Source organism: Streptomyces virginiae (genome assembly GCF_041432505.1).
GTDB lineage: Bacteria > Actinomycetota > Actinomycetes > Streptomycetales > Streptomycetaceae > Streptomyces > Streptomyces virginiae_A.
In genome coordinates, this window is the sequence record NZ_CP107871.1 from 2973267 (window position 1) to 2998004 (window position 24738).

27 protein-coding genes and 1 pseudogene are annotated in these 24738 nt (G+C 68.2%); 14 read left to right on the forward strand and 14 right to left on the reverse strand.

Annotated features, from left to right (window positions below):
- Positions 1–6 precede the first annotated feature (6 nt).
- Positions 7–2076: an MDR family MFS transporter gene (locus OG624_RS13885; protein ID WP_326747990.1), complete on the reverse strand. Its 2070-nt coding sequence runs from the start codon at positions 2074–2076 to the stop codon at positions 7–9.
- Positions 2077–2486: 410 nt separating this feature from the next.
- The gene (locus OG624_RS13890; RefSeq protein WP_051764044.1) at positions 2487–2930 is read right to left on the reverse strand and encodes a hypothetical protein; all 444 of its coding nucleotides are present in this window, start codon (positions 2928–2930) and stop codon (positions 2487–2489) included.
- 55 nt (positions 2931–2985) lie between these two features.
- On the opposite strand from OG624_RS13890, the gene OG624_RS13895 reads away from it, so the two are divergent.
- Positions 2986–3159 (forward strand): peptidoglycan-binding domain-containing protein, encoded by a 174-nt coding sequence (locus tag OG624_RS13895; RefSeq protein WP_158712014.1) that lies wholly within the window; start codon positions 2986–2988, stop codon positions 3157–3159.
- 134 nt (positions 3160–3293) lie between these two features.
- Entirely contained in the window at positions 3294–3977 is a 684-nt protein-coding gene (locus OG624_RS13900; protein WP_371587690.1) for an HAD-IA family hydrolase, read from the forward strand.
- A 1609-nt stretch (positions 3978–5586) separates the two neighbouring features.
- On the opposite strand, the gene OG624_RS13905 is transcribed toward OG624_RS13900, so the two are convergent.
- Positions 5587–6114 (reverse strand): DinB family protein, encoded by a 528-nt coding sequence (locus OG624_RS13905; RefSeq protein WP_078909759.1) that lies wholly within the window; start codon positions 6112–6114, stop codon positions 5587–5589.
- 245 nt (positions 6115–6359) lie between these two features.
- Positions 6360–6941, reverse strand: a complete 582-nt coding sequence (locus OG624_RS13910) for a TMEM165/GDT1 family protein (protein ID WP_033226876.1) — start codon at positions 6939–6941, stop codon at positions 6360–6362.
- Positions 6942–7637: 696 nt separating this feature from the next.
- Between OG624_RS13910 and OG624_RS13915 the strand changes: the two genes are divergently transcribed.
- The 4 genes from OG624_RS13915 (at position 7638) to OG624_RS13930 (ending at position 11661) form a co-directional block, all read left to right on the forward strand.
- Complete coding sequence (locus OG624_RS13915) at positions 7638–8282, forward strand: HNH endonuclease family protein (protein WP_371589807.1); 645 nt, start codon at positions 7638–7640, stop codon at positions 8280–8282.
- A gap of 94 nt (positions 8283–8376) precedes the next feature.
- Positions 8377–10038, forward strand: a complete 1662-nt coding sequence (locus tag OG624_RS13920; protein ID WP_161289484.1) for an alkaline phosphatase D family protein — start codon at positions 8377–8379, stop codon at positions 10036–10038.
- Between the two features lie 301 nt (positions 10039–10339).
- The gene (locus tag OG624_RS13925) at positions 10340–10975 is read left to right on the forward strand and encodes a DedA family protein (RefSeq protein WP_078909756.1); all 636 of its coding nucleotides are present in this window, start codon (positions 10340–10342) and stop codon (positions 10973–10975) included.
- A 173-nt stretch (positions 10976–11148) separates the two neighbouring features.
- The gene (locus OG624_RS13930) at positions 11149–11661 is read left to right on the forward strand and encodes a hypothetical protein (protein WP_371639460.1); all 513 of its coding nucleotides are present in this window, start codon (positions 11149–11151) and stop codon (positions 11659–11661) included.
- Positions 11662–11673: 12 nt separating this feature from the next.
- On the opposite strand, the gene OG624_RS13935 is transcribed toward OG624_RS13930, so the two are convergent.
- Together OG624_RS13935 and OG624_RS13940 are read right to left on the reverse strand one after the other, a co-directional pair.
- Positions 11674–11898: a DUF2277 domain-containing protein gene (locus tag OG624_RS13935; RefSeq protein WP_030389450.1), complete on the reverse strand. Its 225-nt coding sequence runs from the start codon at positions 11896–11898 to the stop codon at positions 11674–11676.
- A gap of 15 nt (positions 11899–11913) precedes the next feature.
- Positions 11914–12552, reverse strand: coding sequence for a TRADD-N-associated membrane domain-containing protein (locus OG624_RS13940; protein ID WP_371639461.1), 639 nt, complete (start codon positions 12550–12552; stop codon positions 11914–11916).
- A 126-nt stretch (positions 12553–12678) separates the two neighbouring features.
- Between OG624_RS13940 and OG624_RS13945 the strand changes: the two genes are divergently transcribed.
- Positions 12679–12753 carry a 50S ribosomal protein bL37 gene (locus OG624_RS13945; RefSeq protein ID WP_100661309.1) on the forward strand — a complete coding sequence of 25 codons (75 nt, stop codon included), beginning with the start codon at positions 12679–12681 and terminating at the stop codon, positions 12751–12753.
- A gap of 42 nt (positions 12754–12795) precedes the next feature.
- Here the strand turns inward: OG624_RS13945 and OG624_RS13950 are convergent, their stop codons facing one another.
- The 3 genes from OG624_RS13950 to OG624_RS13960 all read right to left on the reverse strand — a co-directional run bounded on the left by OG624_RS13950 (position 12796) and on the right by OG624_RS13960 (position 14622).
- Positions 12796–13317, reverse strand: coding sequence for a DUF4352 domain-containing protein (locus OG624_RS13950; protein WP_371640853.1), 522 nt, complete (start codon positions 13315–13317; stop codon positions 12796–12798).
- 254 nt (positions 13318–13571) lie between these two features.
- Positions 13572–14048: a hypothetical protein gene (locus OG624_RS13955; RefSeq protein WP_371639462.1), complete on the reverse strand. Its 477-nt coding sequence runs from the start codon at positions 14046–14048 to the stop codon at positions 13572–13574.
- Between the two features lie 94 nt (positions 14049–14142).
- Positions 14143–14622 (reverse strand): diadenosine tetraphosphate hydrolase, encoded by a 480-nt coding sequence (locus OG624_RS13960; protein WP_371639463.1) that lies wholly within the window; start codon positions 14620–14622, stop codon positions 14143–14145.
- A gap of 158 nt (positions 14623–14780) precedes the next feature.
- Here OG624_RS13960 and OG624_RS13965 point away from each other — a divergent pair, with 158 nt between their 5' ends.
- Entirely contained in the window at positions 14781–15182 is a 402-nt protein-coding gene (locus OG624_RS13965; RefSeq protein ID WP_371639464.1) for a hypothetical protein, read from the forward strand.
- Between the two features lie 79 nt (positions 15183–15261).
- Here OG624_RS13965 and OG624_RS13970 read toward each other — a convergent pair whose 3' ends face one another.
- Positions 15262–15939: a hypothetical protein gene (locus OG624_RS13970; protein ID WP_371639465.1), complete on the reverse strand. Its 678-nt coding sequence runs from the start codon at positions 15937–15939 to the stop codon at positions 15262–15264.
- A gap of 520 nt (positions 15940–16459) precedes the next feature.
- Between OG624_RS13970 and OG624_RS13975 the strand changes: the two genes are divergently transcribed.
- On the forward strand, positions 16460–18562 hold the full coding sequence (locus OG624_RS13975) for an ATP-dependent nuclease (protein ID WP_371587696.1): 2103 nt from the start codon (positions 16460–16462) through the stop codon (positions 18560–18562).
- A 243-nt stretch (positions 18563–18805) separates the two neighbouring features.
- Here the strand turns inward: OG624_RS13975 and OG624_RS13980 are convergent, their stop codons facing one another.
- From OG624_RS13980 to OG624_RS13995, 4 genes are all read right to left on the reverse strand, one after another.
- Entirely contained in the window at positions 18806–19204 is a 399-nt protein-coding gene (locus OG624_RS13980) for a hypothetical protein (RefSeq protein ID WP_371639466.1), read from the reverse strand.
- 116 nt (positions 19205–19320) lie between these two features.
- Positions 19321–20223, reverse strand: coding sequence for a hypothetical protein (locus tag OG624_RS13985; protein ID WP_371639467.1), 903 nt, complete (start codon positions 20221–20223; stop codon positions 19321–19323).
- A gap of 195 nt (positions 20224–20418) precedes the next feature.
- Positions 20419–21132, reverse strand: a complete 714-nt coding sequence (locus OG624_RS13990) for an HAD family hydrolase (protein ID WP_371587698.1) — start codon at positions 21130–21132, stop codon at positions 20419–20421.
- Complete coding sequence (locus tag OG624_RS13995; RefSeq protein ID WP_371587699.1) at positions 21110–21976, reverse strand: GntR family transcriptional regulator; 867 nt, start codon at positions 21974–21976, stop codon at positions 21110–21112. Before OG624_RS13995 ends, OG624_RS13990 begins: the two co-directional genes overlap by 23 nt.
- A 217-nt stretch (positions 21977–22193) precedes the next feature.
- Between OG624_RS13995 and OG624_RS14000 the strand changes: the two genes are divergently transcribed.
- The 5 genes and pseudogenes from OG624_RS14000 to OG624_RS14015 all read left to right on the forward strand — a co-directional run bounded on the left by OG624_RS14000 (position 22194) and on the right by OG624_RS14015 (position 24727).
- Complete coding sequence (locus OG624_RS14000; protein ID WP_371587700.1) at positions 22194–22457, forward strand: DUF6284 family protein; 264 nt, start codon at positions 22194–22196, stop codon at positions 22455–22457.
- The gene (locus tag OG624_RS14005) at positions 22454–23059 is read left to right on the forward strand and encodes a hypothetical protein (RefSeq protein WP_371587701.1); all 606 of its coding nucleotides are present in this window, start codon (positions 22454–22456) and stop codon (positions 23057–23059) included. Before OG624_RS14000 ends, OG624_RS14005 begins: the two co-directional genes overlap by 4 nt.
- A 38-nt stretch (positions 23060–23097) precedes the next feature.
- Entirely contained in the window at positions 23098–24189 is a 1092-nt protein-coding gene (locus tag OG624_RS14010; protein WP_371587702.1) for a conjugal transfer protein, read from the forward strand.
- A pseudogene (locus OG624_RS43535) lies at positions 24189–24266 on the forward strand (RRQRL motif-containing zinc-binding protein); the annotation flags it as partial. The gene OG624_RS14010 and the pseudogene OG624_RS43535, both read left to right, overlap by 1 nt.
- Positions 24267–24334: 68 nt before the next feature.
- Positions 24335–24727: a DUF3307 domain-containing protein gene (locus OG624_RS14015; RefSeq protein ID WP_371587703.1), complete on the forward strand. Its 393-nt coding sequence runs from the start codon at positions 24335–24337 to the stop codon at positions 24725–24727.
- Positions 24728–24738 lie beyond the last annotated feature (11 nt).

The window sequence follows — 24738 nt, forward strand, 5'->3', positions numbered from 1 at the left end:
GGACGGCTAGGGAGCGGCGTGGTCGCGCCGCGGCAAGGTGTCGTAGGGCTCCTCGGCATCGGACCCGCACAACTCCGCGTTGATCTGCTTCACCAACTTCACCAGGTCGGTCGGACGGTCCGGGCCCCACCAATCGCCGAGCAACTCCGCGAGCGACTCCTCCCGGGCCTCCGCCAGCTTCGCGGCGCTCACACGCCCCTGGTCCGTCAGGACCAACGGCAGCCCGTCCCGGACGGCGAGCCCACGCTCCTCGATCTGGCGCGCGGCGTCCGTGACGACCCTCAACGGCACATTGGTGCGCTCGGCGAGCATCGCGGGCTCCACGGAGCCGTACCTCTTGATCCGCAGCAGCAGCCAGCTGGAGGCGGGCAGCAGGTCGTAGCCCGCCTTCTCGGTGATCTTCTCGTAGACGTGCCGGCGGCCCTCACGGGTACCGAGGACCGACAGCGCACGGGCGACCTCGTCGTGGGAGGAGCGTTGGACGGGGTTGGAGGCCAAGGTCTCCGTCACATCGGGGGCCGTGACCGAGCCGCGGAGCTTGTCCTCCTTCAGGAACCAGGCGATCACGAAGGCGATCAGCACGATCGGCACCGCGTAGAGGAACACGTCGGTGATCGCGGTGGCGTAGGCGTCGAGCACCCGGGGTTGGAGATCGGCAGGAAGCGCGGCGATGGCCCGCGGGTCCGCCTCCAACTGCGCGACGCTCGCACCGGCCGGCAGCGTGGCGCCCGCGAGGGAGGCGGCCAGCTTGTCGTCGAGCTGATGGGTGAAGACCGTGCCGAAGATGGCGACGCCGAAGGAGGCACCGATGGAGCGGAAGAAGGTGGCACCGGAGGTGGCGACACCGAGGTCGGCATAGCTGACCGCGTTCTGCACCACCAGGACGAGCACCTGCATGACCAGACCGAGTCCGGCACCGAAGACGAAGAAGTAGACGCTCATCTCCCAGGTGGAGCTGGTGCGGTGCAACTGGTGCAGGAGGAGCAGACCGAGCGCGGTCACCGCCGTGCCCGCGATCGGAAAGACCTTCCAGCGCCCGGTCCGGCTGACGATCTGCCCGGAGACGGTGGAGGTGAGCAGCATGCCGATCACCATCGGCAGCATGTGGACGCCCGACATGGTCGGCGAGACGCCTTGGACGACCTGGAGGAAGGTCGGCAGGTAGACCATCGCCCCGAACATCGCGAAGCCGACGACGAAGCTGATCGCCGAACAGAGGGTGAAGGTGCGGATACGGAACAGACCGAGCGGCAGGACCGGTTCGGCGGCCCGGCGCTCCACGACGAGGAAACAGGCGAGCAGGAAGGCACCGAGGACGGCGACGCCGATGACCCGGGCCGAGCCCCAGCCCCAGGTACCGCCGAGGGAGGCGATGAGCACGAGACAGGTGGCGACGCAGGCGATGAGGAAAGTGCCGAGGTAGTCGATGGTGTGCTTCGAGGAGCGCGCCGGGATGTGCAGGACGGCGGCGATGACGACGAGCGCGACGAGACCGATGGGGAGGTTGATGTAGAAGACCCAGCGCCACGACAGGTTGTCCACGAACAGGCCACCCAGGAGCGGGCCCAGGACGCTGGTCGCACCGAAGACACCGCCGAAGAGGCCCTGGTACTTGCCTCGTTCGCGCGGCGGGACGATGTCTCCGACGATCGCCATCGACAGCACGATCAGCCCTCCGCCGCCCAGACCCTGCAGGGCGCGGAAGCCGATGAGCTGGGGCATGTCCTGGGCGATCCCGCACAGTGCCGAACCGATGAGGAAGAGGACGATGGCGTACTGGAAGAGCTTCTTGCGTCCGTACTGGTCGCCGAGCTTGCCCCACAGGGGGGTGGCGGCGGTGGAGGCGAGCATGTAGGCGGTGACGACCCAGGACAGGTGAGCCATGCCGCCGAGGTCGCTGACGATGGTCGGCAGGGCGGTGGAGACGATGGTCTGGTCGAGCGCGGCGATCAGCAGGCCCAGCAGCAGTGCTCCGATGGAGACGAGTACCTCGCGGGAGGCGTGCTCGGTGGCGGGGCCGGTCTTGTCCGGGTCGGGAACGGGGCCCGGGCCCTTCGCGGTCACATCCTGAGCCATCGATACCTCCTCAGGCCGGATCAACATCTCCATCCTGAGCGGTGTGTCCGGTTATGGCCTCTCGGACGGTTGGGAGGGCTCCCGCGGGTCTGCATAATCGCAGGCAATAGCCAGGGAGGGAGTCCAGTGAGCCGTCAGCACTGTCCAGAATGCGGCGCCGCCGGCGCAGGCTGCGGGTGCGTGCCGGGTGTGGGTTTCAACCCCTTGCGCATCCGCCCGTACGTGACGTTGCCCGACCCTGGTGAGCCGGACGCCCCGGTGTCCCCGCAGCCGGTGTCCGGCGTGGTGACCCCGGACCCGCACCCGGCGCCCGTACCGGCGCCTGCGCCGGCACGGGACGACACACCGGCGTACGGGATACCCGTGCCGCCGCAGGCCGGGCCGTGGCCCGCGGAGCCCACCGGGCCCGCCTACGCACGCAACCGGGCCGAGACGGTCCAGCTCCGGACGATCCCGGCAGCGGGCCACACGTACGACAGCGAAACGGGAGGGGGTGGGGGCGGGGGCGGGGGCCCGGAGAAGCGAACCGGCCCGGCCGCCCGAAAGCCGCTCGCGCTGCTGATCGGCGCCGCGGCGGCGGTCGCCCTCAGCGGGACGGCCGTGGCGGTGTGGGCGCTCCCGAGTTCCCCCAAGAGCGACACCACGCTGCTGGAGGCGAAGGCCTCGACGCCCGTGACGAGCGCCGCCCCGGCCGCGCCCTCCGCGAGCCCGTCCCCGACCAAGGGCAGCCCGTCCCGCTCGGCCTCCCCGTCGCCGAGCGCCTCGAAGTCGGCGTCCCCGTCGCCGTCGCCGTCCGCGTCCCGTACCTCGGCGTCCCCGTCCCCCAGCCCGTCGCCGAGCGCGAGCCGTTCCACCGCCCCGCCGCCCGCGCAGGCACCGACCTTGCGCCACGGGGACTCGGGTACGGAGGTGGAGAAGCTCCAGCGGCTGCTGGCGGCGCAGGGTCTGTACCGGGGCCGGATCAACGGCCGCTTCGACTGGCGGGTGGAGGAAGCCGTGTCGGAGTTCCAGTACGACAGGGGCATCGACGATCAGGAGTGGGGCTTCTACGGGCCGGTGACCCGCAAGGCCCTGGAGGGATAAGCGTCACATGTCCGCCGGTGGCGCGGACCGCCCTTTGTTTTGTATCGTGAGGGAACAAAGTGGTTCCGTCCTCATTCCCTGACCGGTGGACGGAACCACTTGTTCTCTTTCCCGCCCCGTCTGGAGCCCCGCCGATGCCGGCCAGCACCACCACCGCACCCGTCGCCCTCACCGCCAAGGCCCTGCTCCTGGACATGGACGGCACGATCGTCAACTCCGACGCGGTGGTCGAACGCTGCTGGCGCGAATGGGCGGTCTCCCACGGGCTGGACCCACAGGCGGCTATGAAGATCGTCCACGGCCGCCAGGGCTACGCCACCATGGCGGTGCTGCTGCCGGACCGCCCCATGGAGGTCAACCACGCCGAGAACGCGGTGATGCTGGCCCGCGAGACGGCCGACACCGACGGCGTGGTCCCGGTCGCGGGCGCCCCGGAGTTCATGGCGGCGCTCGACGGCCTGCCGCACGCCCTGGTCACCTCCGCGGACACCGCCCTCGCCACGGCCCGAATGACCGCCGCCGCCCTGCCCATGCCCGAGATACGAGTCACGGCCGAGTCCGTCCAGGCCAGCAAGCCCGACCCCGAGGGCTTCCTCATGGGCGCCGCCGCACTGGGCGTGGACCCGGCCGACTGCATCGTCTTCGAGGACTCGGCCGCAGGCATCACCGCGGGCCGGGCGGCGGGCATGCGCGTGATCGGCGTAGGCCCCCGCGCAGCCGCCCACGCCCCGACCGCCCACGTCCCGGACCTGACGGCACTCCAGGTCACAACCACCCCGGACGGCTCGATCACCATCACGCTCCACCCGGAAGCCTGACCCCGAACGGAAGCCGGGAGCTCGGGAGCCGGCCGGACAGCGCCGTGACGCTGGGCGGTGACTTCGGGGAGCGGGGTCCACTCGACCGGCATCAGGGCTGTGTATGGGGGTTTCCCGTCAGTCCCATCGTCCCTCCGGGTCGGGCCGGTCCCTCAAGGGCGCTCCTTCGTCGCGTCACTGCGTGATGGCCTTCGGCCACCCTTGACCGACCGTCCCGCCCCGGAGAAACGAAAGACTGCCGAGAAGCCCCCAAAAGAACGAGCCGGTCCAAGGCGCGAAGGACGGGGCGGTCGGAGATGCCCGGCCCGGTCGGGCGCGAAGGGGTACGACCGAGAGGCGGGGCCCACGGAAGGCCCCCCGGTGGCGACGGGCGCGCCCGATCGCTACGCGCTCCTCACCTCTCAGCGTCACCAGGCCGTCTCGGGCTGGACATAAGCCGCCCACGACCCCAGGCATTCCGCACTCACCGCGTCCGACGACCGTCTGCGGCTGGACATAAGCCGCCCACCACCCCGCGACCTCTCGCTCACCGCGTCCGACGACCGTCTGCGGCTGGACATAGGCCGCCCACCACCCCGTGACCTCTCGCTCACCGCGTCCGACGACCGTCAGGGGCCGGGCACAGGCCGCCCACGACCCGTAGGCGCTTCTCGTGGGATGCGTCCGGAGGCTGTCGGGGGTGAAAAGGCGTGGGAGCGCGGCTATGTCGTGGTGGATGGGGGTCAGTGGAGGTGGGCGGCCGAAAAGGCCGACAGTTTGCCCCAATTGCCCTTGTTTAGGGGTGGGTTTGTGGTGTCGTCCTCGCGCTGACCCGGCTCTACGACGGATCAGCCGAGCTGTCGGCCGCACATCCCTCCCAGCGCGTCTTGCCGGCCCCTGACGGCCGGTGGTCGCGGTCATGGAGAGGCACATGGCAATCCGAGGCGGCTTATGTCCGGCCACGGCCGGTCGTCGGACGCAGGTCGGGCGCCGGACCCGATGCCGTGGGCGGCTTATGCCCAGCTACAGGCGGTCGCCGGACGCGGTCGGGGGTCGGATCGATGTCGTGGGCGGCCTATGTCCAGCCCAGGACGGGCTGGAGACGCTGAGAGATGAGGAGCGCGTAGCGATGTGGCGCGCCCCAACGCCCCAGGACGCGTCTTTCATCTGCCCCGTCTCGGGACCGTGCTCACCGGGGCCGCCCTGGGGGCTGTGATGTCCCCGTCCCTGAAAGCTTCGACCGGCTCGTTCTTTTGGGGGCTTCTCGGCAGTCTTTCGTTTCTCCGGGGCGGGACGGTCGGTCAAGGGTGGCCGAAGGCCATCACGCAGTGACGCGACGAAGGAGCGCCCTTGAGGGACCGGCCCGCCCCGGAGGGACGATGGGACTGACGGGAAACCCCCATACACAGCTGTGATGCCGTCCGAGTGGACCCCGCTCCCCAGAGCCCCCGTCGCGCCTGCCCGACCCCGCCCCGGCAGCCCCCGCTTCCCATGGCCCCCGTGCCACCGCCCGACCCCGGTCGATCGGCCCCCCGCTCCCCGAAGCCCCCGCCCGCCACCCGACCCCGTCCGCCCGTCCGCCCCGCCCCGCTTCCGCCGCCCGTAGGTCGTCGCGACCCAGGTCCTGCCTCTACTGCCCCACTCGCCCGTCGATGCGTTCGCGTAGGAAGTCCGCGTGGCCGTTGTGGCGGGCGTACTCCTCGATCATGTGGACCAGGACCTCGCGGAGTTCCATGGGCCCGTCGTCGCGTCCGCCCTTACCTGTGACGTCCAGGCCGGGGGCCTCCGCCACGAGTTGTTCAGCGAAGGCGACCTCGGCGCGCCAGGTGGCCCACGCGTCCGCGACCACGGCCGGGTCTGCCACCGCACCCGTGAAATCCCCCGCGCGGTCCTCCTCCGAGCGGTAGTGCCGACGTATCTCCTGGCCGGCCATGACCTGCCGGAACCAGTACTGCTCGACGCCTGCGAGGTGGCGTACGAGACCCAATAGGGACAGGTTGGACGGCTCCACCGAACGCCGCGCCAGGGCCTCCGCGTCGAGGCCCGCGCACTTGAGTTCCAGCGTCAGGCGCTGGTCCCGCAGGTAGCCGGCGAGTACAGCGCGCTCGCCCTGGAATCCGCCATCCGTCCGGGCGTCCTCGTCGGGGTGGACGAACATGTTGGACCAGCCGAACTGCCGGTCCTCGGCGGACACAGCCGTCGTCACCGGCGCTGGCGCCGGCGCGGGCGCCGGTACCGCCCGAGGCGCGGGCTCCATGAAGGGGCTGATGGAGGGGCGGACGGAAGGGCGGGCGGAGGGGCGGATGAAGGAAGCGGTGTCGGTCACGCGCACGAGCCTGACCTGTACGTTCTCCGCCCGCAAGGAAATATCCGCCTCCCCGGCGCCAGCCACGACCCGTCGACTCAGCCCGTGATCGCCTCGTACAGCGAGAACGCGGCGAGCGCGGCCATCACGGCAGCCGCGATCTTGGTGATCAGCCGCAGCGGCACGTACTTCATCAGGGTGCGCCCGCCCAGGATGCCGATGCCCGCGACCGCCCAGAGGGCGAGCACGGCGCCTATGCCGACCGAGACGGGGTCGTCGTACCGGGCGGCCAGGTTGGCGGTCATGATCTGGGTCAGGTCACCGAACTCCGCCACCAGGATCAGCATGAAGCCCGCCCCGGAGACCTTCCAGAAGGACTGGTCGGCGGGCGGCTTGACCTCCTCGTCCCCGTCGTCCTTCTTCAGGAGCAGCATGGCCGCCCCCAGGAGGAAGAGGATGCCGACGACGGCCTGGACGAGCCGGTGCGGGAGCAGCGTGAGGACGCTGCCTGCGGCGATGGCGAGCGCGACGTGCACGGCGAAGGCGGCGGCGACGCCCGCGAAGACGTAGGAGGCGCGGTAGCGGGTGCCGAGCATCAGGCCGGCGAGGGCCGTTTTGTCGGGGAGTTCGGCAAGGAAGACGACGCCGAAAGCGATCGCCGTGATGCTGAAGCTGAACACGGGGGTGAAACCTCGATCGGTCGGGCAGGGCGCCATCGGGACCGAGAGACCTGGGGTGTGTCAGGGGTCGCTTCGGCTCGGCGGCGCCCTGGCTTGCGCGTGCGCGTACGAGACGCGCCTGCGCTGAACAGGACACTGCGGCCGAAGGTCTCGCTGGCGGGCCGCTGTCGCGACCTGCCTCCGGGCGCCGGCTGGAATGACCCAGCAGTATGTCGACGGTCCGGCGAAGAGCTACTCCCCTTCTGCACCGGACAGAATACGCGACGCCCCACGGACGCCCATGGTCGGCCGTGACGGGCCTTCGGTCCTGCGCCTGCCCGATCCTGCCCCGCCCAGACCCGCCCAGCCCCGCCCAGCCCCGCTCTGACCTGGCCCGACCTGCCCCCGGCGCACCCGTGCACGTCCTGGCCTGCCTGGACCCGGGCCGCCCCCGTCGCGCCGCGCCGGGAACCTCCCTGAACCCTCCCGGGCCCCCCTGAAGCGCCTCCGGCGGCTCGCTCGGCCGCCTCCCCGCGATTTCGGAATGTCAACTTCCGATTAAATCAGGGGCGTTGAGTGACTTGATGTGACGTGCTCATGTCGCCAGGCTGTCACCTGGCGCCCATCCCTGCGATACCCGGCGCCGCAACGATGGCCACGCCCCGCCGGGGCCGCACGGCCACACCCCCCGCACCCAGGGAGCCCCTCATGGCACTCATACCCAGCATCTACGCGCGTCGAATTGGCGTGCTCGCGTCAGCAGCCGCCCTCGCCTCGCTGACCGGCCTGCTCAACGCCCCGACCGCCCAGGCCGCGCCGCCCGCCCCCATCAGCGCCTCGGCCGCCCGCGCCTACCTCGCGACGGTCACCCCGAAGACCGAGGGGTCCACCAGCGGCTACAGCCGCGACCTCTTCCCGCACTGGAGCACCGTCTCCGGCAGCTGCAACACCCGCGAGACCGTCCTCAAGCGGGACGGCGTCAATGTCGTCCAGGACTCCGCCTGCGCCGCAGTGAGCGGAAGCTGGTACTCCGAGTACGACGGCGCCACCTGGACCGCCGCCTCCGACCTCGACATCGATCACGTCGTCCCGCTCGCCGAGGCCTGGCGTTCCGGTGCCAATTCCTGGACCACGAGCAAGCGTCAGCAGTTCGCCAACGACCTCACCCGCCCGCAGCTCATCGCGGTCACCGACAACGTCAACCAGGCCAAGGGCGACCTCGACCCCGGCAAGTGGCTGCCCTCGCGGACGGCCTACCGTTGTACGTACGCACGGATGTGGGTCAACGTGAAGCAGTACTACGGCCTGAGCATGGACTCCGGCGAGAAGACGGCCCTGGTCAGCATCCTGAACGGCTGCTGACCAAGCCGGCCGATCTTTCCCCCGCCAGGGGGAGGCGTGGCTCCCCCCACCCGTCGTACCGTGATCGAAGGGGCTACGGAGGAGGGGGAGTTGCATGGCCGGACTGCGTCTGGGGCCGCTGCTGCGCCACGTCGACTGGGACACGGGGCGGTCGGCCACGATATGGGTCGAGGCGGACCGCCCGTGCACGGCCGAGGTGCGGTGCGCGGACGGGGCGGGCGGTAGTGCGCGCACCTTTCAGATAGCCGGTCACCACTATGCGCTGGTGTCGGTGACCGGCCTGACCCCGGGCGCGACCACGGCCTATGAGGTGCTGCTCGACGACCGGCCGGTGTGGCCGTTGCCGGAGAGCGGCTTCCCGCCGAGCACGATCACCGCTCCGGCCGTGTCGGGACCCGGCCGGCCCGGGCCCGGGCTGCGCGTGACCTTCGGCTCCTGCCGGCAGGCCGCGCCGCCCGCGGGCCGACACGGGCCGCACGGCGCGGACGCGCTCGACACCCTCGCGGCGCGGCTGGCCGCGGACCCGGAGGCGGTGCGCCCGGACGTCCTGCTGCTGCTCGGCGACCAGGTGTACGCGGACGCGTTGTCGCGGGAGACCCGGGCGTGGCTCGCGGCCCGGCGGGATCTGCGGGAGCCGCCGGGTGCCCAGGTCGCGGATTACGAGGAGTACACGCGGCTCTACTACGAGTCCTGGCTCGACCCGGAGATCCGCTGGCTGCTGTCGACCGTCCCCAGCCTGCACATATTCGACGACCACGACGTCATCGACGACTGGAACACGAGCGCGGCGTGGTTGGCGGAGATGCGGGCGACGCCGTGGTGGCGCGAGCGTGTCCTCAGTGGACTGATGTCGTACTGGGTGTACCAGCACCTGGGCAATCTCTCCCCCGCCGAGCTGGCCGCCGACGCGGTGTACGAAGCGGTACGGCGGACCCCTGACGGGACGGACGTACTGCAGGCCTTCGCGTCCGCGGCGGATGCCGATCCGGGGACGGCGCGCTGGAGCTACCGACGCGACTTCGGCCGGACCCGGCTGCTGATGGTGGACACGCGAGCCGCGCGGGTGCTGGCCGAGGACGGGCGGGCGATGCTCGATCCGGTGGAGCAGGAGTGGCTGCGGGAGAACGCCTTGGCCGGGCACGGTGGTTACGACCATCTGCTGATCGGGTCATCGCTGCCCTGGCTGATGCCGCCGCTGATCCACGACGCCGAGACGTGGAACGCCGCGTTGTGCCGCGGGGACCGGGGGCCGCGGTGGGCGCGGATCGGGGAGGATCTGCGCCGGCGCAGCGATCTGGAGCACTGGGCGGCGTTCCCGGCCTCGTTCGCGGCGCTGACGGATCTGATCGAGGAGGTCGGGACGGGACCTCGGGCGCCGTCGACGGTGTGCGTCCTGTCCGGGGACGTCCATCACGCGTATGTGGCCGAGCCTCGAATACCGAGTACGGCGCGGGTGTTCCAGCTGACGTGCTCGCCGGTTCACAATTCCATCCATACCGCGGTGAAGTGGGGTTTCCGGCTGGGCTGGTCCCGGACGGGGCGGTGGCTGGGGCGCGGTTTCTCCCTGCACGGACGTACGGGGCGGCCGCCGCTGAACTGGCGGCGTACGGGTGGGCCCTGGTTCGGGAACCAGCTGATGACGCTGGCTCTGTCGGGGCGGACGGCTCGGCTGCGGCTGGACCAGGCGCGCAAGAAGCGGGACGGGGCCGTGCTGGTGACGGTGCTGGACCGGGAGCTGACGGCGCCGGCCGAGTAGGGGACGTGGCGGGCTCCGGCGGCGCGGTGGCTTCGTTCTGGGGAGTCACCCCGGGGAAGGCGCCGGGCAAGGCATCCCCGGAGGGCGCCCGGGAAAGGCGTCCGTCCTCGGCCGCGTCCGTCCTGGCGGGGGCACCGGCTCGCCACCGGGTGGGCGCCCCGGGCATCCGGGATGTGGGCACCGGGCGTACGCTGTCTGGCTGTCAAGCCGCTCCTGCCGCTCCCCCGCGACGTCGCGGCGCTTCGTGTCGCTTCATGTCGTTTCGTGTTGCAGCACGTCAACCGGACTGGGGAGTCCCGTTTTGTTTGAGACGCTGGGATCGCTGACCGCGAGCCCATGGATCTACGCCCTCGTGGCGCTGTCCATCGTGCTCGACGTCTTCCTCCCGGTGCTCCCGAGCGGGGTCCTCGTGATCACCGCGGCGGCGGCTGCGGCGGCCGCCGGGGCGGCGGGTCCGGTGCCGGTGCCGGTGCCCGAACAGGTGCCGGACATCCTGCTCCTGCTCGTGATCGCGACGACCGCGTCGGTCTTGGGAGACATGGCGGCGTTCCGGCTGGGCCGGAGCGGTGGAGCCCGGCTGGACCGGGCCATCGCCCGTTCCCGCCGGCTTACCCGGGCCCATGAGCGGCTCGGCACCGCCCTGGCCCGCGGTGGCGGCGCCTTGGTGGTCATCGCCCGCTTCGCCCCGGCGGGGCGCTCGGTGGTGTCCCTGGGTGCGGGCAAGACCCAGCGCAAGGTGGCCGAGTTCCTGCCCTGGTCGGTACTGGCGGGTATGGCCTGGGCCGGTTACAGCGTGGCCCTCGGGTACTTCGGTACGCAGTGGCTGGGCACCCAGTGGCTCGGTACCGCCCTCTCGGTGGTCGCGCTCTTCGCCGCAGGCGCCTTGGCGGCCTTCCTCGTCCGCCGTCCGCCGCCGGCCGCGGCGACGGCCGCGTAGGCGGGCTCCGCTCCCCGGCCCTCCCCCGGGCGGAGCAGTGGCTCACCCGTTCACCCGGCCCCGATCGCCGCGCCCGGGTTGGGCTCCTAGCGTCCACAGGACGGTGCGCAACCGCATGCGCGTCACATCCGTGGCCCGGCCGCGCCGTTTCGACGAGCCGAGGAGTCCTCTCCATGCCCGCCAAACCGCCCGCCGCACCGCCCACAGCAGCACGCCGCCGCCTGGTGACCGTCGCGGCCGTGACCCTGATCGCCGCTGCCGCCGCTCCCGCCACGGTCGCGTACGCCATCCCGTCCGCCACCGTCTCCCCCACCGCCGTCGCCCCGGGCGGCCGGGTCGCGCTCAATGTCGCGGGGTGCGGGACGCAGGTCGCCCGCGTCACCTCGACCGCGTTCGGCGAGGCCCGGCTGGCCCCGGGCAACCAGACGGCCGCGAGCCTCATCGGCAACGCCACCGTCTACAACAACGCGACCCCGGGCGCGCACCGCGTCGTCTTCGAGTGCGGTGGCCCCGGCGGCGAGCGCGTCACCCTGTCGCTGCAGGTCACCACGGGTGCGGCGCGTGGCGGGACGGGTGGCAGCATCGGTTCGATGAGCCCGGGGCAGATCGCCCTCGGCAGCGCCCTCACCGTGGGCGCGCTGGGCGCCGGGGTGTGGGTGATGCGCCGCCGCGCCGCGGCCTCGTAGGCCCGGCCCGGGTCATGCCGGGGCGGCCTGGCCCCGTACGTGCACCCCGTCGAGCAGTGCCGCGGTGGCTTCGGCGACGGCGTCCACCGCCGCCTCGAACACCTCACGGTTGTGCGCGGCGGGCGCCCGGAACCCGGACACCTTCCGTACGTACTGCAGGGCGGCGGCGCGGATCTCTTCCTCGGTCGCCTTCTCGGGGATGGCGGGCGGGCGCAGAGTCTTAATGGAACGGCACATACCCCTACTATCCCGCTACCGGGGCAGCTCGGCCCCGGAAAGTTTCATGATCAAACCGGCTTGGAGGCGGGCCCTCAGCCCCGGGTCCTCGACGGTGTCCAGCAGCTCGATGGCCTGCTGGGTCGTCTCGGCGGCCCGCCGGTCGTCGCGCAGCGAGGCGGTCTGGTCGGCCATGTGCCGGAGCGCGATGTCGGCCCGTCGGTGGAAGAGCTGCCCGATCAGGGTGATGACCAGCCCCGCCGAGCTCGTGACGATCCCCAGGTAGAGTTCCCCGCCGCCCTCGGCCTTCCAGACGGCCAGACCGACCCCGAAGAGCAGGATCGCCGCCCCGACCCCGGCGAACCGCTGGCTGGTCGCGAAGCTGCTGCGCGCCTGTGTCAGCCCGTAGGCGTAGTACTCGACGAGGATCGGCGTGAAGTCGTCCCGCCGCTCTCCGCTCTCGGCCGCGGGGTGTTGTATCCCCCCGACGTCCTGGAACTTTCCCCCGTCGGGCAGGGCGGTGGGCCGCTGCTCCGGCTCGGCGAGGCTCGCCAGCAGCCGCGCCCGTTCCTCGTCCCGCTTCCGCTCGAACCCCGCCCCCCGGGACCGCTCCATCAGCGCCAGCACCCCGGCGACCACGGCCACGACCAACCCACCCCACGCGAGCTCGCCCATCCCCCGACGATCCCATGCCCCGAAGCGGCGGCCAAGGGAGCCCCCATCTCCCCAAATGCGGATGAACCACCCCGAACCTAGACTGACCGAGGCATGCACCTGTCGCCGACGAGGGAGATCACGACCATGGCCAAGCGAGGCAACAAGCGTCGGGCCCGCAAGAAGAAGAAGGCGAACCACGGCAAGCGGCCCAACGCCTGAACCGAAAGACCCCCGACCTCACCGGCCGGGGGTCTTCGCCCGTCAACTCCGGCGGGTCAGATCGACGGTGGTGCCGCCGCTGAACATCGAGTCGTGCAACTCGATGCGCGCGGGATGCGCATCCTTCGGGATGTCGAAGACGACGATCCCGTCGACGACGTTGCCGGGGTTGATCTGTTCGAGGAACGACTCGCTGCCGTCGAGATGGATCGCCGCGGCGGTGTCCGCGCTGTACTTGCTGCCGTTGCGGTCGATGAGTTCCTGGTCGGAGCCGTCGAAGGTCTGGGCCCTGTCCCCGATGTTCTTCACGGTCATGTGGACGAGGAAGAACTGCCCTTGCGCGTCCTGACCGTACGCACCCCCGATGTTCCGCACCCCGGGCTGCAGCCTGGTGACGGTGAACTCGAACTTCCCGTCCCGTACCGGCGCCCCCACCCCGGGTGGACGCGCGGCATCGGTGACGGCCTCGGCTCCGGTCGGGGCGGGCGGTGACGGTGCGACCGGCTCCTTGCCCGCGAAGGATCCGGCGATCCCCAGGACCACGAGCCCGGCGGTGACGGCCATCAGCACGGTGAGCAGTCGATGCCGGGCGAACCACCCGCGCCGATCCGGCGGACGCTCCGGGGCAGGCCCCCACTGTGGTGGCGACTGAGGGCTCATGGCGACCTCCGGGCTCAACCTTGCGGCGGATCCCGATTGTCCCGCCGCACAGCCCTCCCGGCATTCCGAGCCCGAAGCCGACCTCGTGCGGCCCGGCACAACACCGAGGGTGGTGCGCCGGCGGCGAAGGCCCCTCGGTCGGGGCGAAGCGGGTCGCGCTAGGGGCCGGTCGCGGCGAGTGCGGATCGGTTGGCGTCGATCTGGGCCGCCAAGTCGTCCAGTGAGCAATGGACATGGGCCCTGGGAATCGGTGCGAAGTCCTGAACCCGGGCCGCTACGGCGAGGTAGGCGGAGGGGGCGACGCCCCAACCCTCGATCCGGCTCCAACCGGCCTGGACCTCCGCGGCCTGCCCGTCTTCCGACAAGACCCGCAGCCATGCCGTGCACTGGTCGGAGAAGTCGAAGGGCAGGTAGGCGACGCCGCCGACCTTCCTGAGTGCCGCGATCTGAGAACTCCACTGGTCCAACAGGCGGGCGAGCCTGGCCCCGAGTCCACCCCGCGCGGCCGGCTCTTCGTCCAGGCCGATGTAGTAGGAGTCGCATTTCTGCCGGTACGAGCCGATGCGCAGCCTGAGGTCGTTGTGCGAGCCCTTGGTGGACACGCGATCGAAGTGCAGAGCGATTCCTGCGGACACAGCGGGCTTCCTTCAGTGCGAACGTGCGGTGAGGCGTCGGCCGTTGCGGCTACGGACGCGGGCGCGAGGCGCACGATGCTCCTGGCCGTTCTCGTCAGGCGTTCGAGCGCAACAGGTCCAACTCGCTTCCGATCGCCTCGCGCAGTCGGTCGTGCTGTGGGCCGAGCGCGTGCTGCTCGTCGCTCCAATGAGTGCGGGGATAGAGCCACACGGGCCTGCGCACCAGGTCGGACGGCTCCCATGCGAAGCGCGGCCATACATGCGCGTGCAGGAAGCCGTCGGTGTTGCCGAGGATCTCCAAGTTCACGCGACGGAAGGCCCCGTCCAGCCGGCGGCAGGCCCGTTCGACCGCTTCTCCCAGTTGCTCCATGTCGGACAGGAACGCCATCCGCCTGTCCCGAGGCAGGTCCGACAGCCTCTCCACGGCCGGGTCGTCCGCGAGCAGCACCGAGTAGCCCGGCAGGAACTGCACATCGCCGATCGCCGCGAACCCGGCGTCCAAGCGCCTGAGCACCGTGGGGTTCTGCCCCCGCAGCGCAGTTCCGATCCGGTCCTTCCGCCAGTCACCAGTCATGGCCAGAAGCTATCCGCCAGTGATCACGAAGCCCACCACGGCGCGCCCCAGAACCGCACCTGTAGAAGTCACACTGAAGGACACGGGTGAACGGAGACGGTCGTCCGCGTCGTGGTATCGAGCTGCGTCACCGACCTCTTCGCTGCCGCGTTCCGGGCGTGAGCCTCGCGTCGAAGACGTCGCTCGTAGTCCGCGATCGCCCGCGCCACGGGCACGCCGGTAGCGGTTCGGATCAACCGCTCATTCTCGCGATCCACCAGGAAGGGCCCGTTGCCTCCGAGCCGAGGGCGCTGCCCGCTCTGCCCCTCACCGACCGCTCCCCAGTAGAAGAGCCACCCGAACGAGACCTGCTGCACCCGGAGAATCCCAAGCTCACACTCGATGCGTCCTTGTGCCTGCGCGATCTCGGCGAGTACCAGCCGGCGGGCATCCTCTTCGGTCAACACCGCTCGATGGTGCCATGCGTCGAAAGCCCGCAGTCCGGCGTTCCGGTGCCTTACAACGTCGACCTCGACAAGCGGGAGACCCGGGTCGTGATCGCGGTCCTCGGGCACGCTTAGATCGCCGTGGCGATGGACCCCTACACGCGCGTCGTCCAGGACACGTGGCGGGAGGCTGTGAGTCGCGCGGATCGGCGGCTTACGTGCCGTCCGCGGACTCAGGTCCTTCGAGTGCGGTTCGCCGGCTCGGCCGATCGGCTGCCCAGCGGAGGACGGCATCACGGACCGCTGCCCGGGAGGCCGACCGTGTCCGATCGCGCCCGGCGGACGTGCCCGCTTGGTGTTCCACCTCGTAGGTGTCGTCCTCGTCGAGCAGGACGTGGAGGTACGAGTCGCCCTCGTCGGGGTCGGTCAGCCGCTGGAGAAGCAGGTGCTCCCTGTTCCGCAGCCCGGCAAGCATCGACTCGATGGTGGAGGCATCGGGGTCGCGCGCCATGCGTCCGTGAACCAGTGCGACGAGCCTGATCGGCCCGAGCCCCCTCCGCCGCTGCCCTTCCCGAAGCCATTCCTGCTCCTGGTCGGTCAGCAGAAGCGGCGGTACGGGAGGCCCGTCGGGGTCGTAGACAGCAATGGGGTCGTCCGGATCGGACCACGACCCGACCGTCCGCAGGCGGTAGACGTGGACGTCTCCCTCCGCCGAAGGCACCGTGAGCAGGTCCGGCGCGGGAGGACCAGGAACGCAGCGGCCCACGTCCTCGCCGTACGGGCCACCGTGAAAGAGGGCGTGCATCCAGCCCTTCGGCGGTCTGCCGGTCGTGTCGAAGACGTCCTCCACCGTTCCCCCTTCGACGGTGTTGATGTCGGATGCGGATGCCAAAGGCCCCCAACCGTGATCGGTTGGGGGCCTTTTGACCGGTGGGCGCGGACGGTTTCGAACCGCCGACATCTGCTTTGTAAGCTCCCCAGGCCAGGAAGGTGACCTCAGACAGCCAGCCTGCCCGCCTCCTGGCCGTCACCTGGCGATCAGCCGCAAGCCATCGGCGTGCGCGGCCGTTGCCGTCAACGGTTGCCGTCAGAGGCGCAGCTGCTGCCGCACGGCTCCGGAGGCCCCACTACCCCATTGGGCGCGTGAGGACTCACCTTGATCGATTCGTAACGCTCCATGACGGTGCCGGCCGATCCGGTCTGCGCCCGCGTCCAGGCGCAGGGTCACCCGACCTACAGGCCTGGTTCAGCGAACCTGGGGGGCGCTCCGCGCGTGGACAATGCTCCAGCGCATCCGCAGCATGAACCTCAGAAAAACCCACACGCTCACAGGTCTCAGCCACCTAGGCTGACTTGGCATCGACTGGGGGCCGAACAGGGCGCTTGGATCAGAACGCGCACGAGGGACACGCATGCGAGTATCACATGTTCATGTCAAGAATTTTCGCGGGCTTCGAGACGTAGAAATGCCCGTGTCGTCTTTCGGGTGCGTGATCGGGGAGAATAACTCGGGAAAATCCTCCATCCTCCAGGCGTTTGACGTCTTCTTTAACGGGCCCACGCTGCGGGATACTGATTTCTATGACCCGAAGAATCCGCTGCGCGTGGAAGTAACGCTAGACGAGATCAAGGACGAAGATCTCCAGCGCCTAGCGGAAGAGCACCGCGGGAGAATCTCCAAGGTCGCAGAAGGGGGAAGGCTCGTTCTTTCACGCGTATACCAGACCCCTGGAAAGGGTTATCTCAGGCAGGTCGAGGACGTGCCTCGCAATGCTAAATACCGGGCCGAAGCCGTAGTCGAGATGACCGCTGGGAAGCGTGGAGAGGAACTTCGAGAGAGTGCACTCTTCTCTTTCCCTGAGCTGAGAGAGATCTTGCCGCCTAAGCCCACCCAAAGGGACGTGAAAGAGGCAGTTGCCACTCTCGCGCAGAATCTTCCTGATTCAGAGAAGATGAAGGGTGACACCGAGCTTCCCACCGGGATGGATCGGTCGATTCAAGCACTTCTGCCTGAGGTCATTTATATTCCCGCAGTGAAGGAATTGGCTGATGAGCTCAAGACGTCCGAAAGCGCTTCATTCGGAAAGCTCCTGAGCATCCTTTTTGAGCAGATTAAACCTCAACTGCCGAACGTTGACTCACTGTTCAGCCAGTTGCGAGGCTACTTGAACGTCGAAGTCCTGCCCGACGGTGACGTGAATGATGGCCGACTTGCCGAGGTTCGCGGAATTGAGGACCTAGTCCAGGCCAACCTGCAATCAGCTTTCCCTGACGCGAAGGTCAATATCGAGATTCCTCCCCCCGATCTTCGCAGTGTCCTCTCGAGCGCGACGATCGCTGTCGACGATGGAATTCGGGGAACCTTCAAGAGCAAGGGTGACGGACTCCGTCGATCCATTACGTTTGCGATCCTGCGGTCGTACGCGGAGCTCAGGGGTAAGAGCCGTGATGCGCTCAGTGCGGCTGCACCTCGCCCCTATTTCCTGCTCTTTGAAGAGCCGGAACTCTTCCTGCACCCTCGCGCGCAGCGCCAGCTGTTCGAAGCACTGCGAGTTTTCTCATTGGAAAACCAGGTCCTGGTGAGTACGCACTCGACGACTTTCTATAGCCCGCAGGCAACGGGCACCTTCGTTAAGATCGCAAAGGATCGCAGGACGTCCCCGCCTTCGGCCGTAGCCTACCCTGTCGACTTGTCCCACCTGAAGGCGAAGGATCAGTTCCAGATTATTCGCCAAGAAAACAACGACGTTGCCTTCTTTTCGGACAAGGTCCTTCTGGTCGAAGGCGACAGCGATCACATCCTGCTTCCTCATATCGCACGAACCCTGAATTCCGAATGGGATTTCGACAAAAGGTCTGCAGCAATGGCTCGCGTGAACGGGAAGTCCAGCATCGAAAGGTACAGGAACTTCTTCGAGAAATTCGGCGTATCCGTCGGCGTGCTGGTGGACCTAGATGCCCTGGCCGAGGGCTTCAACAAGCTAGGGGCAGGCGCAGAGTCCGAAAGGTTGCACCGTGCCCTAATGGAGCAGGTCGGGAATATTATCGCCCGAAGCGAGAGCGGGGCAGACGACATCTCCAGCAATCAGGCAAGGAAGTTGCGCGACTCCCCTGCAATGAAGGATCTGTGGCGTGAAGCCAAAGAGGCTGGCGATCGTCACTCACGTGGCGACTGTGAATGGGATCACGTCAAAACCAAGGTAGAAGAATTCTTCACTCGAGCCGTCACGCGCGATGCCAGGGTGGGACTAATTAAGAATCCGCCCACTTTCGAGCTCGGCGAATCCAAGGCTGCGCTAATCTCCCAGCTGCGGCACGAAAAGATCTATGTTCTCGAACGCGGAGCCATCGAGGACTACTATCCTCAGGTGTCGTCTGGGGATAAACTAAGCAAGGCCCAAGACTTCTGCAGCGAGCATCGAACTGCAGAAGAAATTCGATCCACGCTGGCGGCAGGTTTGACGCGCGATGAGTGTGAATTCGACCTGATCTTTCGCAGCTTCTTCGAATCCTAGACCGGGCCCGCCTCAGCCACAGCGGGCAGTACCGCTCATCAGCCCGGGCCATAGGCGTACGGGCCTGCGGCCCGGGCTGCAGCGGGACGCAAACAGCGGCGCATGCCCGGCGCGACAGGTGCGCGACGCCACCTTGGCGGCGGAACCGCCCTTGACGGCCTTAAGACTTACCGTGTCACCTCTATTTGCCTCTCGCCCAGACATTAGCCGGCCTACTGACACTCCTGAGGCTTCTCGATGGGATCACACCTCCAGGCGAGATGCTCCGGCTATCAACACCTTCTGCGCAATGAATCGAATCAAGGCAATGTCCGGAGAAAGCGCATCCGCCTCTTTCGAGAAGGGGAGAAGTAGATCCTTCGATTTCCCCCCGTCTTCTTTTGTGTGCACGATGCGACACCGTATCTCGTAGATTCGATTCGTTAGCGCCGTAAGTAGGTCGTTTTGGCGATCAGCCGTGCTGACGATCGCTACATCCTTGATCTTTTGCTTGCCCGAGAAATGCTCAGAGAGCTCTGGATTGCCGTCAATGAGTTCCCTGACCTGCTCCGCTGTCACGGTTCCGCTGATAGTCGCACGCAGTTGCTCCCGCTCACTACCGAACCCTTTACCCGCTCCAGATGCGAGACCGATGATGCGCACGAGTGCATCTTTGTCATCCGCCCTGAAACGGGGATCCAGCAGCTCATTCTTCAGCCTCTCCAGAGTCTCCCGGTGACTGAAACTCGGGAAGAAATACTCCAGAACCTGATAGTAGGCTAGATATTCAAGTAGCGGCAGCCGGCGGACTCCCTGCCGTACCTGTAAAGACTGAGCGGCTTCGCCGGGTACTGATTCGCCGGAGCCTTTGGGGCCTCGGAATAGACATCTTGGCCGGATCTGGAAAGTTCTCGCCGGGAAGAAGTCACCACCGATGGAGCCAGCCTGAGGAACAGCGAGTAGCGAATGTCCGTCTCAAAAAAGACGGCACTCGATACCGTTTCCAGTATCTTCAAGGCGTCATCATGCCTCACTTCCCGCAATCCGGATATTCGGATCACGGGAAGTGGCCTTCGCTCGCGTATATTACCCCTGCGCCGAGACCTTTCGGAAACAGCGGAAAATTCACCAGAAGATGAGCCTAGCTCCACTTTAAGGTGCGAGACGCTTGAAGATGGGGCAAACTCCAGCAACCACGAGTCTTCTGGCCCTATTCTTTCTTCCTGGTCCAGCGCGCCCTCGGCGACATCTTCATCTTCCGCGTCGCCCGCCGTGCCGGACCCGCCAATGCGATGCACTCCCGGTAGGGCGGTTATGCGAGGAAAGAGAAATCCGTTCTCCAAGAGCGTTGCCTCAATTACCCCCTTGGTGCGATACAGCACGGCATCGTATTCTCCAAGGAATACGGTATCCGCCAAGTCGAGCGCAAGGAACCTCGACGCCCGCATGGCAGGGATCGAAATCCATCCTTTACCCCGACCGTTTGGGATTGCCAGCCTGAATCGCGGGAGGTCGTCGAGCGATAGGGCGTTCCATTCGGACTCCACACCTTCAGCGATACACTTCCTTTCAAGCTCCAGAAGCGGATTATCAGAATCAAGTTTCCCTTTGAGGGAATTGATCTCGTCGGGAGTAAATGCCATTCCGCCTATCGCTCCTATGGTCGACACATTGTCGCGCAATTTCTCACACTATCTCCTCTTGTGCCGAGTGTGAGAATTTTTACTTTCGGCCGGTAGGGCGATTGGGGCCAACGCTCTGCCAGGCGATGAGGGTGCGTTTCTGCCAGCGCCCGCCACTCTGCGCCACGATTGTCACTCAGTTAGAAATTCAATTCGACCAGCAGCTGCGATAATCTGGTTCGCAACTGACACGTCCTAGCTGATTAGGCTCAGTTGGATCAGGAAGTCTGCGATCTCACGCATCCCGAGTACCACCGCATCCGCACCCGCGTCAGCCAGCCATGCCTCCTTGGCCGGCTTGTTCGCGTACCCGATGCTCCGTGCTCCAGCGGCATGGGCCGCCTCGACATCCGTCAGGGAATCGCCGATGAGCACGGTGAGGCTGGGGGGTACCCCGAAGGCCGAAGCGGCTGTGAGCAGGGGATGCGGTGACGGCTTCATCAGGTCCGGCCGGAGTGGCGGCCGTCCGATGACCTCATCGACGATTTCCACGAGCCCATGCAGGGTCAGGTACTCCCGAACGCACTCAGCCGAGTTGTTGCTGACGACCGCGACATGGCGGCCCGTGTCGCGTGCTGCGCGAAGCGCTTGAACGGAGCCCTCGGTCGGAGCGCCCGCGACCTTCACCGCTCGGACTTCCGCCGCTGTCAGGGCGGCTTCCACTGCCGCGAGGACGGCACTGCCCGCTGACTGTGAAAGTCGGTGGACTTCCATGGGGTCGTCCGTGGCCCTCGCAGGGATTTCCAAGGCTGGCGTCAGCGTCACGAGCAGGTCGGCCAGCTCGCTGGCGATGCTGGGAGCAGGGGTGCCGCGAAACACGTCGCAGATCGGCCCGTCGAAGTCGAAGAGGACGGCCTTCGACGCGCCGAGGGCGGTGCCCAGCGGATCAGGTTGCGTCGGCATCTGCATCCCTTCCGATCGTCTCCCACACGCTGTCGAACCACATGCGAGCCTGCTCTACCTGCTGCGCTCCGCTGGACGTGTCGCCGTCGTTGAGCGAGTGGTGGAACAGGATCGTGTCCTTACCGACGAGGTCGTAGATCTCGATGGCCTCGCCCTGGGCCACGACCTTGTTCGGGCGGATCGGGTAGTACCCGAAGAACGCATCCTCGTTGTTGATCACGTAGAGCTTGAAGAACTGGGTTCCGCTGTGCACGCGGACGTGGACGCTGCTCTCTTGGACGAGCCCCAGGTGGCTGAGTTCGCCTATGGCGTCGGAGATGCTGCGGGTGTAGCCGACCATGATGTCGTGCATGCGAGCCCGAAGCCGCGGGTCGTCACCGCAGTCCTCCCGGCGCACGGGAGCAGCCTGCGGTACCGCCATGTCGGGGACGAGGATGCGGATCTGAATGCTTGACGGGGTCAGGCGGCCGATGCGGATCTTGTCGAGCGGTTCTTGCAGCGCTCCGTGCAGCGTCTCGCTGGAGAACCCCGCGAAGTCGATCGTCACGTTCCGGGCAGCGAAAGCCTGCTCGACGTAGGGGCGCAGCCCCGCCGGCCGCTCAGTACGGTTCCTGACGAACACACCGCTGCCCTTGCGGGACACGACCAGACCTTCATCTTCCAGATCCCGGAGAGCCCGCTGAATCGTGGCGCGGGCGAAGCCGTAGTGGTCCGTCAGCATCTTGTGTGACGGGAGCCGCTCGCCGGGAGCCAGCTTCCTTGTACGGATTGCCGCGCCGAGGCTGCGCGCGACCTGCTCGTACGGCGGTCGATCGTCGTCCGGGTCCAGGGACTCAAGCGCAAAGGTCATGGCTTGATGCTACGGCCAACCTGACTATTTGGACAGCTTGACTAGCCATCTATTGACGTGACTAGCCAGGCTGGCTACGTTATTCCCAGAGCCACCGGGCTAGCCAAGTTGGTCAGGCTGGTGATGCTTCGTGTCGTCCCAACGCAGTGCAGCCCCCGGCGTTCCCGCGCCGGAGGCTGCTGTTGGGTCCCGTTCCTCTACCGAAGGAGCAAGACCCGTGGAGTTAATCGCTGCACGTCAGGACCGCGTTACCCCGTGGTCCGACGGCCAGGAGCCGTCGGACGCGGAGCTGGACGCGATCGAGGTGGAGATGCCGGTCATCTGTGCCGAGGTCGAGTTGCTGGATGTTTGGATCGCCCTGATGGACCGGGCGCCGAACGAGCTGGACGCGCGTCGGTTCCGGCGGGCGGTCCATCGACTGTTTGACGCTCACCGTATGGTCGCCGCCGCGTCGGTTCAGGTGCCGGGCGGTGCGGCATGAGGGTCGCCGCCCCCGCTCTGGAGGAGCTGCTCGACCACCGGGGCCGTCTCCGCGCCCGGACCTCATCGGGTCTCACTCACAAGCAGGCCCATCTGGGCATGGCCTTTCACGAGGCTGGCCACGCCGTCCTCGCCATGGCCTACGGCATGCACGTACTGAACGCCGAGGTCATTGCCTGGATCAGCGGCCCAGGCCAGTCCACCGTGACTGGCCGGACCTCGTTCGAAGCACGGCCGGAGGACATCCACCCGTGGAGGTTCGCGGCACAGGCCGCCGCCGGCCAGGTGGCACAGGTCCACTACCTGATGGCGTACGGGCTGTGGACACCACAGCGTGCCGTCCACTGTGCGGCCGATCACGACCGTCAGCAGGCCGTCGACGTCCTCGCCACCTACGGGTACCGGCTCGGCCGGGATCACGTGCCCGAGGGTGGGAAGTCCTGGGGGATGGTGCGCGGGATGGCCCGCCGTAAGGTCGCCCGCCTGTGGCGGGAGATCCGTACCGTCGCCCACGCGATGGACGAGCGGACCCTGCTCACCGGGGACGAGATCGCCGCCCTGACCGGTATGACCAACACCCCCGTCCCCGGAAGTGCGTCGTGAACGCCGTGGGGCAGGGCCTGAGTCGAGCCCAGAAGACGGTGTTGACCGCAGCGTTCGTGCCGATGGTCGCCACCGGCGTGGCTGGCGGGTTCGGCACCTACTCCAACATCTCGGCCGCCTACGGGGCGGGGACGGCCTTGGGTGCGGTCGCGGCCGGTGAAGGAGCGACCGCGGTGCTGGCGCTGGTGCTGCTCGGCCTGACGATGCTCGGGCAGTCCTCGCCGATAGTGATCCGGGCAGGGCTGTGGGCTCTTCCCGCCGCGGCGTCGGTCATGTCCGCCATGGCCGCCACCGGCCCCGGTGAGACCGTGATCTATGCCCTGACACCGATGGGCATGACCACGGCCGCCGAGGGTGCGGCGTTCCTCGCCCGCCGGATCGTGGTCCACCGCGACGGACGCGACGCCGAGGCCGACCGAAAGGCCGCCGCGGTCGTCCAGGCTCTGGCCTACCGGCAGGCGATGGCCGCGAGCCACCCCGACGAAAGGGTGCGGCAGAAGTCCGAGTTGAAGGCCTGGAAGCTGGCCGGGAAGCTTGGCGCAGGAGACCTTGCCCTGAGCGATCGGCTCCTCGATGTTCAGCGCGCCCGGGTCACCGCCGGCGCCGACTCCGCGCTTGCCGCCATGTTCGGGGGCACGGCCGCCCCGAAGCTTCCCGTCGAAGCCATCGTCCCGACGGTGGAGCTGGAGATCGACCGATCCACCCGACCGATCCACCCCGCGAACGTGCAGGAATCGGAGCAGATCGGTATGGAACGGTCTACCTCTGAGCAGCCGCTGCGGGCCCTGGAGCCCACTCCGGTCGACCCCGATCCCGTTCCGGCGGAAGAGTCCACCCGCCCGTCTGCTGTGGTCCCGGTGAAGTCGGCCGATCCGCCGGTAGTCCGGGTGGTCGCGGCCGACGGTCCGGTCCGCCGACGGGCCACCGGACGGGTGCCGGAGATCGCACGGACCAGCATTCCGCGCCGCACGCGAGAGGAACTCCTCGCCGAGGCCCGGCAGCTGACCGAGTCGTGGCCGGCCGCACATGTGACCGGTGACCGGATCCGCAAGGCTCTCCACACCTCGCCGGTCAACGCCCGCTGGCTACGCGAGACGCTGCGGGCCGAACGCGACACCACGACCGGCTGATGGCCACCGTTCCCGTCTACCGCTGGCGCCTGGCGCCGGACGGACTCGCCACCCGCCGACAGCTCCGCGCCGCCGGCGCGGCCCACTGATCGTGCGCCTACCCCGACATCGACCAGCACGTCTGACCTGCCCGGAAGGGGCTGTCATGTTCGCCGAGATCGCGTTCCTGCTCTACCTCGGTCATCTGCTGGCCGACTACCCGTTCCAGACCGACCACCAGGCCGCCCACAAGGCCGGATGCGGCCGCCAGGGCTGGACCGCCAACCTCTCGCACGCCGCCACCCACGTCCTGATCTGCGCCCTGCTGCTCGCCGCCGGATCGGCCCTGCTCGGCTGGCACCTCCCCGCCCTCCCCGCCGTTGCGGCGGTGCTGTGGATCGGGGCCACGCACGGGTTCATCGACCGGCGGTGGCCTGTCGCCGCGTGGATGCGGATCGCCCGCCAGGCCGGATGGGCCGCCCACGGCGGCGCCGCGCACGTCGACCAGACCGCACACGTCCTCGCCCTCACCCTCGCCGCGCTCTTCCTCGCCGCCTGACCCATCCGAAG